Origin of the sequence: Pandoraea communis (genome assembly GCF_902459745.1) — a bacterium.
Lineage (GTDB): Bacteria > Pseudomonadota > Gammaproteobacteria > Burkholderiales > Burkholderiaceae > Pandoraea > Pandoraea communis.
This window is the reverse complement of sequence record NZ_CABPSJ010000005.1, coordinates 108,636-121,054: the sequence shown is the minus strand read 5'-3', so window position 1 is coordinate 121,054 and position 12,419 is coordinate 108,636. Positions and strand designations below refer to the sequence as shown.

Annotated in this window: 8 protein-coding genes and 2 tRNA genes; 5 read left to right on the top strand and 5 right to left on the bottom strand. The window is 62.5% G+C overall.

Going from position 1 to position 12,419, the window contains the following annotated elements; genetic code table 11:
* Positions 1–58: 58 nt before the first annotated feature.
* Positions 59–135: transfer RNA gene (locus PCO31110_RS18545), tRNA-Arg, on the bottom strand.
* Positions 136–290: 155 nt separating this feature from the next.
* Positions 291–367, bottom strand: a tRNA-Arg gene (locus PCO31110_RS18540).
* Between the two features lie 407 nt (positions 368–774).
* On the opposite strand from PCO31110_RS18540, the gene PCO31110_RS18535 reads away from it, so the two are divergent.
* Positions 775–2,427, top strand: a complete 1,653-nt coding sequence (locus PCO31110_RS18535; RefSeq protein ID WP_150691109.1) for an AMP-binding protein — start codon at positions 775–777, stop codon at positions 2,425–2,427.
* A 213-nt stretch (positions 2,428–2,640) separates the two neighbouring features.
* Here PCO31110_RS18535 and tcdA read toward each other — a convergent pair whose 3' ends face one another.
* A complete protein-coding gene (gene tcdA / locus PCO31110_RS18530; RefSeq protein WP_174979640.1) occupies positions 2,641–3,477 on the bottom strand; it encodes a tRNA cyclic N6-threonylcarbamoyladenosine(37) synthase TcdA in 837 nt (278 codons plus the stop codon).
* A gap of 19 nt (positions 3,478–3,496) precedes the next feature.
* Between tcdA and PCO31110_RS18525 the strand changes: the two genes are divergently transcribed.
* From PCO31110_RS18525 to PCO31110_RS18510, 4 genes are all read left to right on the top strand, one after another.
* Entirely contained in the window at positions 3,497–5,575 is a 2,079-nt protein-coding gene (locus PCO31110_RS18525; RefSeq protein ID WP_246189896.1) for an AsmA family protein, read from the top strand.
* A 283-nt stretch (positions 5,576–5,858) separates the two neighbouring features.
* Positions 5,859–6,506 (top strand): pyridoxamine 5'-phosphate oxidase, encoded by a 648-nt coding sequence (gene pdxH / locus PCO31110_RS18520; protein ID WP_150691107.1) that lies wholly within the window; start codon positions 5,859–5,861, stop codon positions 6,504–6,506.
* Between the two features lie 116 nt (positions 6,507–6,622).
* Positions 6,623–7,834, top strand: a complete 1,212-nt coding sequence (locus PCO31110_RS18515; protein WP_010808526.1) for a class I SAM-dependent methyltransferase — start codon at positions 6,623–6,625, stop codon at positions 7,832–7,834.
* Positions 7,831–8,964: a DUF72 domain-containing protein gene (locus PCO31110_RS18510; RefSeq protein ID WP_150691106.1), complete on the top strand. Its 1,134-nt coding sequence runs from the start codon at positions 7,831–7,833 to the stop codon at positions 8,962–8,964. The genes PCO31110_RS18515 and PCO31110_RS18510 overlap by 4 nt, the downstream gene beginning before the upstream one ends.
* Positions 8,965–9,074: 110 nt before the next feature.
* Here PCO31110_RS18510 and fabV read toward each other — a convergent pair whose 3' ends face one another.
* Positions 9,075–10,268: an enoyl-ACP reductase FabV gene (fabV, locus tag PCO31110_RS18505; RefSeq protein WP_150691105.1), complete on the bottom strand. Its 1,194-nt coding sequence runs from the start codon at positions 10,266–10,268 to the stop codon at positions 9,075–9,077.
* 168 nt (positions 10,269–10,436) lie between these two features.
* Entirely contained in the window at positions 10,437–11,975 is a 1,539-nt protein-coding gene (locus PCO31110_RS18500; protein ID WP_150691231.1) for an MFS transporter, read from the bottom strand.
* Positions 11,976–12,419: the final 444 nt, after the last annotated feature.

Below are 12,419 nucleotides of genomic sequence, written 5' to 3'. Positions count from 1 at the left end.
GGCACAAACGAAAACGCTCCAGAAGCTTTCGCCTCTGGAGCGTTCTTGCCAACTGGGTTGGCGCGGCTGGCAGGATTCGAACCCACGACCCCTTGGTTCGTAGCCAAGTACTCTATCCAACTGAGCTACAGCCGCACTTACTGCACGTGAGACATCGATCAGACGATCCTGCTGCTGTCGATCTGCCTTCTCATCGACGCGGGCCGAATGTACATGACATGCGGCGCGTCACTGGGAAAGACTCTCCCGAAAAACTAAGGGTCTCCCCGTGAGGAGACCCTCGAATTAGGTGGCGCGGCTGGCAGGATTCGAACCCACGACCCCTTGGTTCGTAGCCAAGTACTCTATCCAACTGAGCTACAGCCGCGTCGTGAGAACAGAATTATGTAAGAAACCGGACCGCCACGCAAGCGTTTTTTGCAATTCTTTTGTCACATCTGCGGTTTGTCCGTTACATCGGCCATTCCGTGCGGGATTAGCGCGGAATCCCCCGCACTGGCAAGCCTTTGCCGCTAGAGCAATTACTCCATGCAAACCCGCATCAAATCAGGGCTTTCCATGTGCTCGCCCTGGAGACGGCACGGTATGCTACGGCTTTTTGCAGCGCGTCGATGGGCGCGTTTGCCGCGCATGCGAGACCGGACAGGGGAGACGACACGTCCGGAGCCCCCTCTCGTATTGCCAAAATGTACTGCGATGAAACGACGCACCGCGCGCCCAATCTCTTCCCCCGGCGACGACGATGCGATAAAAATCAAATTCAAGGAGGCGCTCATGGAAAAAGTCTGGCTCAAGAGCTATCCGCCCGGCGTGCCGGCCGAGATCGACGTCAACAAGTATCGTTCGCTGAACGATCTGTTCCTGCAAAGCTGCCAGAAGTTCGCGGACCGCCCGTCGTTCACCAACCTCGGGGTAACGATGACCTTCGCGGACCTCGAGCGTAAATCGCGCGACTTTGCCGCGTATCTGCAAAGTCTGCCCGGACTGGAACGCGGCTCGCGCGTGGCAATCATGTCGCCGAACCTGCTCCAATATCCGGTCGCCGTCTTCGGCATCCTGCGTGCGGGGATGGTTGTCGTCAACGTCAATCCGCTCTACACGGCAGGCGAACTCGAGCACCAGCTGATAGACGCCGACTGCGGTGCCATCGTGGTGATCGAGAACTTCGCCGCCACGCTGCAAAAGGCACTGCCCAACACACCGGTCAAGCACGTCGTCACGACGGCCATCGGCGATCTCGTGCCCGCGCCGAAGCGCTGGATCGTGAACTACGTCGTGCGTCACGTGAAGAAGATGGTGCCCGAGTGGAACATCCCCCGCGCCGTGCCGTTCCGTACCGCGCTTGCGCAAGGTGCACGTGCACAGCATCAGGAAGTGCAACTGGGTCACGACGACATCGCGTTCCTGCAATACACCGGCGGCACCACGGGGGTCGCCAAGGGCGCCATGCTCACGCACGGCAACATGATCGCCAATATGTTGCAGGCGCGCGCCTGGATCGGCTCGGGTCTCGAGGAAGGCAAGGAGATCATCGTCACCGCCCTGCCGCTCTATCACATCTTCTGTCTGACGGCGAACTGCCTGGTGTTCCTCCAGTTGGGCGCACTCAACCTGCTCATCACCAACCCGCGCGACATGCCCGGCTTCGTGAAAGAGCTGGGCAAATGGAAGTTCACGTTCATGACGGGCGTGAACACGCTCTTCAACGGGTTGCTCCACACCCCCGGCTTCGACCAACTCGACTTCAGCGCGCTCAAGTGTGCGCTTGGCGGCGGTGCTGCCGTGCAGCGTGCGGTGGCCGATCGCTGGCAGAAGGTAACCGGCCATCCGCTCATCGAGGCGTACGGTCTGACGGAGACGTCGCCCGCCGTGTGTATCAACCCGCTCGGCAGCGAGTTCAACGGGTCCATCGGCCTGCCGATCTCGTCAACGGACGTCAGCATCCGCAACGATGCCAACGAAGCCCTCGGCTTCGGCCAGGAAGGTGAAATCTGCGTGCGTGGCCCGCAGGTCATGAAGGGCTACTGGCGTCGACCGGACGAGACGGCAAAGACCATCACGCCGGACGGTTGGCTGCGCACCGGCGACATCGGCACGATGGACGAGCAGGGCTATGTGCGCATCACCGACCGCAAGAAGGACATGATCATCGTGTCGGGCTTCAACGTGTATCCGAACGAGGTCGAAAGCGTGCTGGCCATGTGCCCGGGCGTGCTCGAAGCGGCAGTCGTCGGCGTGCCGAGCGATCGCACCGGCGAAGCGGTGAAGGCTGTGATCGTCAAGAAATCGCAGGATCTGACCGAGAAGGTCATCATCGACTTCTGCCGTCAGCACCTGACAAACTACAAGGTGCCGCATTTGATCGAGTTCCGCAAAGACCTGCCCAAGACGCCCGTGGGCAAGGTGCTGCGCCGCGAACTGCGCTGATGGCTTTGCCCCGCAAGTTGTTTCGTCGTACGTAACGAAGCGAAGCGAAGCGGAACAGAAATTCGCACGACAACACAAATGGCCGGGAGCGAACCCGGCCATTGTCATTTCAGCTATCGAGACGTCGATCGAGGCATTCGCCTCGACCGGTAACCTTTGGTTACAGACGTCTCCTGCGCTCCTTGGTAAAACACGGATACGTCTGGCGGGTCATCAGGCCGAACGCCCGGTGATTCGCGTCAACACATGGGCAGCGGCCGCCATGCCGAATGTGGCTGTCACACACATGCTCGATCCGAAACCCGCGCAATTCAGGCCCTGTGGCCCCGCAGCCGCTTCGGGGCTTTCTCCCGGTGCACAGACCGCTTCCGGATACTGCAAGGGCTCGTCCGAGTACACGGCGGGCACATTGAACTTGGCTTTCGGCCCACGGACAAAACCATGTTGCTTGCGTAATTGCGCACGCACTTTCGCAAGCAGCGGATCCTGGATCGTGCGGGCGAGATCGTCGATACGGATACGTGTCGGATCGAGCTGGCCGCCCGCCCCGCCAACGGTGATCAGACGCTGCTTATGCGCGACGCACCAGGCGATAAGCGCAGTCTTCACCCGTACGCTGTCGATGGCGTCGACGACCCAGTCGAAGCCGCCGCTCAACATGGCATCGAGGTTCTCCAGCTCCACGAAGTCCTCGACAAGCGTAAGCTGGCAAGCAGGATTGATGGCCACGATTCGCTCGGCCATCGCGGCAACTTTCGGCTTACCGTAGTTGCCGTCCAGGGCGTGCACCTGACGATTGGTATTGCTCTCGGCGACGTTATCGAGATCGATGAGCGTGAGTCGGCCCACGGCGCTGCGCGCGAGCGCCTCGGCCACCCACGAACCGACGCCGCCGATGCCGATGACGGCCACGTGGGCATCGCGCAAGCGCGCGAGACCGTCGTCACCGTATAAACGCGCGATGCCGCCAAAACGGCGGTTCGCGTCAAAATCTTCCTCCGATGGCGGGGCAGGCACCGGAGCAACAACAATCGACGGGGTACTGTTCATGATGCGATGGGTAACGTCCTTGAAATGGCTAGCGATCACGATAGTCGCCATCGTGCTGGCATTCGCGGCGTTCATCACGTGGTTTGACTGGAACTACGCCCGGCCCTTTATCAACCGGGAAGTGAGCACCGCGACCGGCCGCCCGTTCGAAATCCGGGGCGACCTCTCGCTGCACTGGCTGGCGCCGAACGCACAGGCCCCTGGACTGGGGCGCTGGCTGCCGCGGCCTCGCCTGATCGCGAATGATATCGTGTTAGGCAACGTTGCGTGGAGTCAGACGCCGGACATGATCACGCTCGGACGCCTCACGTTCTCGCTCGAATGGCTACCGCTGCTCGACAAGCATGTGGTGCTGCCCGAAGTCGCCTTATCTGCGCCCAAAGTCATCGTGGAGCAGCGCGCCGACGGACAGAACAACTGGACCTTCACGAAGGGCGATGGCCAGCCGTCCCCGTGGAAACTGGCCATCGGCCGCCTGATTCTCGAAGATGGGGTGGTGCGCGCCAATATCGCTCCCCAGCAACTCGATCTGACCGCGAACATCGCGACCATCGATGGGCAGGCCCCCTACGGCATCGGTGTCTCGCTCAAGGGCACTTTCCGAAAAGTTGCCGTGACCGGCAAGGCGCGGGCCGGCGACGTCCTCTCGCTCGAAGACGCCGGCGACCCTTACCCGCTCGACGCCAGCGTGCGCATCGGCCGCACGCAGATCGCCGCGACGGGGACGTTCACGAATCCGGCCACGCTGTCGGCGCTCGACATGCATCTGCGCCTGGCCGGCCCGACGATGGCCGACCTCTATCCGATTACCGGCGTGTTGCTGCCGGAAACGCCTGCCTACGAGACCAACGGGCATCTGCTGCACACGGCCGGCGTATGGCGCTATGAACGCTTCCAGGGCAAGGTCGGCCAGAGCGATCTGTCGGGCACGCTCGTGTTCCGCCGGCGCGAGCCGCGCAACATCCTGCAGGGCGCTGTCGTATCGAATCAGTTGCGGCTGGTCGATCTCGGGCCGGTCGTGGGCGGACGGAATCCGTCCGGCGGCAGCGATCTGTCGGGCAAACCCAAAGCGCCGCCGTCAGACAAGGTACTGCCGGTCGATCCCTTCAGGACCGACCGCTGGCGCGCCATCGATACCGACGTGCAATTCACCGGCCGCAAGATCATCAAGGACAAGAGCCTGCCGATCGACAACCTAGTCACGCACATCGTGCTCGACGACGGCGTGCTCTCGCTCCGGCCGCTGGAGTTCGGTGTCGCCGGGGGACGCATCACATCAACACTGGTCCTCAACGGCCAGACCGAACCGATGAAGATGGACTCGCAGGTCTCGCTGCGCCACCTGAAAATAAAACAGTTGCTGCCCGACGTCGATCTGATGAAGACAAGCGTGGGCGAAGTGAACGGCGACGCGGCACTGACGGCAACCGGCAATTCGATTGCCGCACTGGCCGGTTCGGCCAACGGCGAACTCAAAACGCTGATCGACCGCGGCTCGGTGAGCAAGTTGCTGCTGCAATACCTGGGGCTCAACGTGGGAAACATCGTTCTGACCAAAATCTTCGGCGATAAACAGGTCGAGATGCGATGCGCGGCAGCAGACTTCGCGGTACGCGACGGCCTGATGGACACACGCACGTTCGTGATCGACACCGAGGACACGAGCATCGGTGTCACCGGCCAGGTCGATCTCAAGCGCGAGCGCTTCAACCTGACGATCCGGCCTGAGCCGAAGCACTTCGGCCTCCTGTCGCTGCGCTCGCCGTTTTATGTGCGGGGAACGTTCAAGCACCCGGACGTCGACGTCAACGTGCCGATGCTGGTTGCGCGTGCCGGAGGCGCCATTGCACTGGGCGTGCTCGCTCCGTACACCGCGCTCGTGCCACTGCTTGAACTCGGCCCTGGCAAGGACAGCCCGTGCGGCGAACTGCTCGCCAGCCTGCAACATTCGGCGAGCCGGAATCCGTCGACCGTCAAATCGGCGCCCGACGCCAACGGTGCCAAAACGGGTGCGCAACGCAGCCGAACCAATGGTCAGCGCACGCCAACGCCGGCGGCCACGGCGCCCGTTTCCGGTAACGGCCGGGAAGCACCGTGACTCCCGGTCGCTTCGCGCATGGGTTTCGCACCGCCGAAACGATGTCCATGCCATGCGCAGGGATTTGCCGCCGTCACGTCACGCGACTTCGAGACCCGCGACGGCCATCCGGCAAAACTACTTCACTCCTTAAATATCAAGCACATGGCGTGAGATGACCGCCTCGCGGGGCATTCGAAGCATTGGTGCCCCCCTATGCGACGAATCGCCACGCGCGCACGTTCGCCGACTCTTCGCTATACTGTGTCGCAACCCCAACCGCAACAGACTGATATTGACCGTCGTGACTCAGACGCTTTCGCTCGCGGACCTGCGCAAAAACTACGCCCTCGGCTCACTTTCCGAGACCGACGTGGCGTCCAGCCCATTCGGACAATTCCGACGATGGTTTGAGCAAGCGCTTGCCGCCGAACTGAACGAGCCGAACGCAATGACGCTCGCCACGGTCACGCCGGACGGTCGGCCGGACGCCCGTATCGTGCTCCTCAAGGGTGCGGACGAACACGGGTTCACGTTCTTCACGAATTACGAGTCGCGCAAAGGCCAGGAACTGGCCACCACGCCATACGGCTGCCTGCTGTTCCACTGGATCGAACTTGAGCGTCAGGTGCGCATCGAGGGCCGTGTCGACAAGGTAAGCGAAGCCGAGAGCGACGCTTATTACCACTCGCGCCCGGTGGGCTCCCGTCTGGGCGCCTGGGCCTCGGTGCAAAGCGCCGAAGTGGCCGATCGCAGCATCATCGAGCAACGCGAAGCGGACTTCCGGCGCCAGTTCGGCGACGCCCCGCCGCGCCCGCCGCACTGGGGTGGCTACCGGCTTGTCCCGGAGACCATCGAATTCTGGCAGGGCCGCGAATCGCGCCTGCACGATCGCATCAAGTATTTCCGGCTTGCCGACGGATCATGGCGCGTGGCGCGCCTGTCCCCCTGAACGTTTTGTGTCGGCTACGCCGACGCGGTACGCCTGCCCGCCCGTTCTGACGAGGAGACGTCACCGTGCCGTGCGGTACGGATTGCAGTTTTTTTGGTGACACTTGGAGCATATCCATGTTGTGGGAGAAAAAACTCGAAAACTGGGTCAGCGGCGTCAAGACATCATCGAACCTGCCGATCCGGCTCGCACTCTGGAATGGACAGCACTATGATTTCGGTGCCTTCGACAACCCCAGCGTAACGTTGCGCATCAATGGCCCTGCGGCCATGACGCGTCTACTGAGTCCCAGCCTCGATAATCTCGGCGAGGCGTACGTGAAGGGCGAAATCGACGTCGAGGGTAAGCTCGCCGACGTCATCAACATGAGCTACGCGCTCGCCGGTAGCAGTCTCTCGGCTATCGGCCCGCTGGAACGTGCCGTACGCCACTTCAATCACAGCAAGAAGTCCGACAAACGCTCGATCGAGTTTCACTACGACGTGTCGAACGAGTTCTACCAGTTCTGGCTGGACAAGAACATGGTTTATTCGTGTGCCTACTTTGAAAACGGCGACGAAGACCTCGACACGGCTCAAGAGAAAAAGATCGATCACATCCTCACCAAGATCCAGTTGCAGCCAGGGCAGACCCTGCTCGATATCGGCTGCGGCTGGGGCGCCCTGGTGATTCGCGCTGCGCAGAAATTCGGTGCGAAATGTGTCGGCGTCACGCTCTCCGAGAATCAGTTCGCTCTCGCCACGGAACGGGTCAAGCAACTCGGTCTCGAGAATCAGGTCGAAATCCGCATTCAGGATTATCGCGACGTGACAGGCGAGTTCGACCGCATCACGAGCGTGGGGATGTTCGAGCACGTCGGGCGCAAGAACCTGCAGGACTATTTCGCCAAGATTGCATCGCTGCTCAAGGACGACGGCATCGCCATGAACCACGGCATCACGTCGACCGATCCGGATAGCGGCGAGACGGCGATGGGCGGCGGAGAGTTCATCGATAAGTACGTGTTCCCGAACGGCGAGTTGCCGCACATCAGCCTCGCGCTGGAATCGATGCAGCGCGGCGGGCTGGAAGCTAGTGACGTGGAAAGCCTGCGCCGTCACTACGCGCACACGCTCACGCTCTGGTCCGAGCGCTTCGAAGCGCACGCCACCGAGTTGCGCAGGTTGGCCGGCGAAGAGCGCTTCCGTGTCTGGCGCGTGTATCTCGCGGGTTGCGCGTATGCGTTCGAGCACGATCACGTCTCGATCTATCAAATCGTTTGCCGCAAGGCGGGCCTGTCGGCCAAGCGTCTGCCCTGGTCGCGCCGTTACATGTACGAGAACCGATGAGCCAGTTCGATCTGTTCGGCACGCCGCCTGACGATCCTCCGACAGGCGGGCGTGCCGGGCAGGTCGATGGCAACGCTCCCGCGCAGCAAAGCACCGAACCTCGCAAGCGCGCAGCGCGCCGTGGCGGCGTCGGTGCTGCCGATATTCCCCCTGCCATGCAGACGCTGGGCAATCAATTGCCAGGCCGCATTCGCCTGGGCACCTCGTCGTGGTCGTTTCCCGGCTGGAAAGGCATCGTCTGGGACGACGATTACAGCGACGCCAAACTCTCCCGCCAAGGACTGACGGCCTACGCGAACCATCCGGTGTTGCGCTGCGTCGGCATCGACCGGTCGTTCTACAAGCCGATGTCGATCGTCGAGTATCAAAAGTATGCGCAGCAGGTGCCGGACGACTTCCGGTTTCTGGTCAAGGCGCCGAGCGCTGTGACCGATGCGGTCGTTCGCGGCGAGAAAGGCGAAGGGCTGAGCCCGAACCCCTGCTTTCTCGATGCACGGATCGCCACCGAGCAATTTGTCGCGCCCTGTCTGGCCGGACTCGGGCCGAAGGCGGGCGTATTGGTGTTTCAGGTGTCGCCGCTGCCCGTCGAGTTGCTGCGCGACATTCCCGCGCTGGTTCAACGCGTAGAAGCGTTTTTCGCCGCCCTGCCGCCATTGCCTCAAGGGGAAATATCGCCCGAAGGCGCCGCCACTGCGGGGCCGTGCTATGCGCTGGAAATTCGCGACGGCGCATTGCTCACACCACGTCTCATGCGCGCGTTGGGACAGTTGGGGGTGCGCTATTGCATCGGCCTGCACGCGCGCATGCCTCACGTGGAACGTCAGGCGGCAGCGCTGGCCATGCTCGACGAAACGGGGGCGGGCCCGCTCGTCGTGCGCTGGAATCTGAACAGTGGGCATCGCTACGAACAAGCCAAGGCGAAATACGCGCCGTTCGACAAGATCGTCGATCCCGATCCGGCAACGCGCGACGTGCTCGCCGCTCTCGCCACGCATTACGCCCTCGCCGGACATCCCGTCTACGTGATCGTCAACAACAAGGCCGAAGGCTCCTCCCCCCTGTCATGCCAAGCGCTCGCCGAACGGATCAACGAGTTGTCTCGGGCCTCGTCCGCCGCCGATGCGAATTGACGACGATCGCCTAGCCCTCCCAGCTCAATTTCGCCGCACTGAAACGACGATGGCCCGAGCCGGCAAACCGCCGGACCCGAGCCATCGTCATCGCACCGAGCGTGGAGACCTTACGCTACGAGATGCGCAATCGGCACGTCAGGATTCACATCGGCCTCGTAATCGACACCGTCGATCTCGAAGCCGAACAGACGCAGGAACTCGTGCTTGTAGCCAGCGAAATCCGTGAGTTCATACAGGTTCTCGTCGGTCACCTTATCCCACAGCGCCGAGACTTCCGCCTGCACATCCGCCGAGAGTTCCTTCTGGTCGGTACGCACACGGCCTTCGTCGTCGAGTCGAGGCGTCGCGCTGTACAGGCTGTCCTGGTACAGACCGTAGATCTGCTCGATGCAACCTTCGTGCGTGCCCTTGGCCTTCATGACCTTGAACAGCAGCGAGAGGTAAAGCGGCATCATCGGAATGGCCGAGCTGGCCTGCGTGACCAGCGCCTTGAGCACGGCAACACGTGCGTCGCCACCGCTCGCGGCGAGCTTGGCGCGAATACTCAGCACCTTCTCGTCGAGGTCCTTCTTGGCCGCGCCGATGGAACCGTTCCAATAGATGTCGTGAGTGATCTTCTCGCCGAGATACGTGAACGCCGTCGTCTTGGCACCCGGGGCGAGCACGCCGGCCTCGGCGAGTGCGTCGATCCACATCTGCCAGTCTTCGCCGCCCATCACGGCCACCGTATTGTCGATCTCTTCCTGCGAGGCCGGCTCGAACACCGAAGCCTTGACGACTTCCTTGTCGGTATCAATACCGCGCAGCGTCACCGACTTGCCGATCGGCTTGAGCACCGAACTGAACACCTGCCCCGTTTCCGGATGCGTGCGGCGCGGCGCCGCGAGGCTATAGACGACCAGATCGACCTGACCGAGATCGTTCTTGATCGTCTCGATGGTCTTGGCCTTGATTTCCTTGGAGAACGCGTCGCCGTTGATGCTCTTCGCGTAAAGCCCCTTCTCGGTGGCGAACTTGTCGAAGGCCGCGGTGTTGTACCAGCCCGGCGTTCCCGGCTTGGTCTCGCTGCCCGCACGCTCGAAGAACACACCCAGCGTCGCGGCATCGGCGCCGAAGGCGGCGGTAATGCGCGCGGCCAACCCGTAGCCGGTCGACGCACCGATCACGAGCACCTTCTTCGGGCCATTCGCGACCGGGCCCTGAGCCTTCACGTAATCGATCTGTTGCTTGACGTTGGCTTCGCAGCCGACGGGGTGGGTGGTGACGCAGATGAAGCCGCGCACGCGTGGCTTGATGATCATGGAAACCTCGTTCACAAAATTCGTTGATGCCGGCTCACCCGGCAAACACCGCGCATTGTAAACGAGGTCGGGCCTGGCCCGGCATTTTGACGGGCTTTTGCCCGCTCTAGGCTTTGCTTTTGCGCCGTGCGGCGTCGCCCGTTCGGACAACGCCGAACCGTTTTCGGCTTATTCCGGCGCCACCACGGCCGAACGGTCGCGGCGCTTGGGAAACTGAATCTGCCGGATGCGCCGCACCAGCAAGGCGGCAACGATCGCCGCAATGCCCGTGAGCAGCACCCCGGCATGCACAGCGTTCACGAGCGTCTGCCGGGCGGTTTCCACCAACGGGGCGCCGTCGATGCCCATGGCGCGCAGGTCCGTCAGCAGGTCGGCGCGCAAAGCCTGATCGATCAGAATGCGTGGGTCGAGTGCTCGCGCAACGGCGTGCGCCGCTGGCGTGCCGTCGTAGCTCGACACGGCGCCGGCCACGCCATTGGCGTACCAGTGATTGACGAGCGTGCCCACGATCGTCGTGCCCAGCATGCCGCCGACCATGCGAGTGGACTGCAGCAACGCGGTGGTAATGCCGAAACGCTCGCGCCCGGCGATTTCCTGTCCGAACACGTTCATGTTGTTCAGGATGAAGCCGATGCCAATGCCCGCACAGGCCATCATCAGCGCCAGCAAGCCGTGCGACGTATCGCGATGCGCCAGCCCCACGCCCGCCGACGCCACCGCCAGCAGACAAAAGCCGAGGATCAGCATATTAGTGGGCCGCGACAGACGCACCACGATCGGCGTATTGATGAAACTGCCCAGGGCGATGCATGCCGCGATAGGCGTGGCAATCAAGCCCGCGCCCTGCGGACTCAAGCCGAACCCGCCTTGCAACAGCAACGGCGCGAAGAAGATCAGCGAATACATCACGAAGCCGATCAGTACCGACAGCGTGAAGAGCACGATGAGCTGCGGGTGCCGGAACATATCGAGCGGCACGATCGGGTGCGTGGCCCGGCGCTCTGCGCGCAGCAGCATCCAGAAGCCGAACACGACGGCAGCGATCAGCAGCAGATTCCCGAGCGATGCACCATGCGCCGGCACGTTCTCGATAAACACCTGGAAGCCGCCGAGCACGACGGCGATCCACGCTGCGCCACGCCAGTCCACGCGAACCTCGCCCTGATGGGCCGGCGGGAATTTCGGCAGGTATCGCCATACGAAATACAGCGCTGCCAGGCCGACCGGCAAGTTCACGAAGAACGTCGAACGCCAGCCGAAATGCTCGGAGAGCAACCCGCCCAGCGACGGCCCGGCCGCCGTGCCGATGCCGTAAGCCGTGGTGATCACGACCTGCCAGCGCACGCGCGAGCGAGCGTCGGGGAACAGGTCGGGCACCGACGCGAACGCCGTGCCGACCATCATGCCGCCCCCGATCCCCTGCAACCCGCGCGCGAACACGAGGAACGGCATGTTGGGGGCCAAACCGCATAGCAGCGAGGCGATGGTGAAGGTCAACACGGAAGCGATCACGAACTGGCGGCGGCCGAAATAATCGCCGAGGCGCCCGAACACCGGCACGGTGACGACGGAGGCCAGCAGGTAAATGCTCGCGATCCAGGCGTAATACTCAAACCCTTTGAGTTCGGCGACGATCGACGGAAGGGCAGTACTGACAACGGTCTGGTCAAGAGCGACCAGCATGTTGACGAGCGCGATGCCGATCATGGCCATCAACGCATCGCGAAAAGGCAGGGGGCGCACGGCGGACTACCTGAAGACTTCATGGAGGGAAGCGGCCATTCTATGCGAAAAATAATGAATATATGAACGTCCGGAGGCCACGCGCCCATACGCGTTCCGGGCCAATTCGCCCGGCGCACCTTGACGCTCCGCCATCCTCGCGCCCACGGCGTCCGATGACGGAACGGCATGAGGGAAATTCAACGGCAGGACGCGCAACATTCACCCGGCCAGGCGACGGCCCTCTTGTTTTTCTCTCGCTTCGTCAAAACAGGGTGTTGTCCGATACCCCTTTCGGACGCTCCTTTACCCCGTAAGCCGGCGTACTGGGCATCATCGACAGGGTTGGCCCGATGCCGCAAGGCCAGCCCTTTTGGGGGGCTCGGATGACGTCCCGACACGACGGCTGGCATCCATATGACGTGGCGG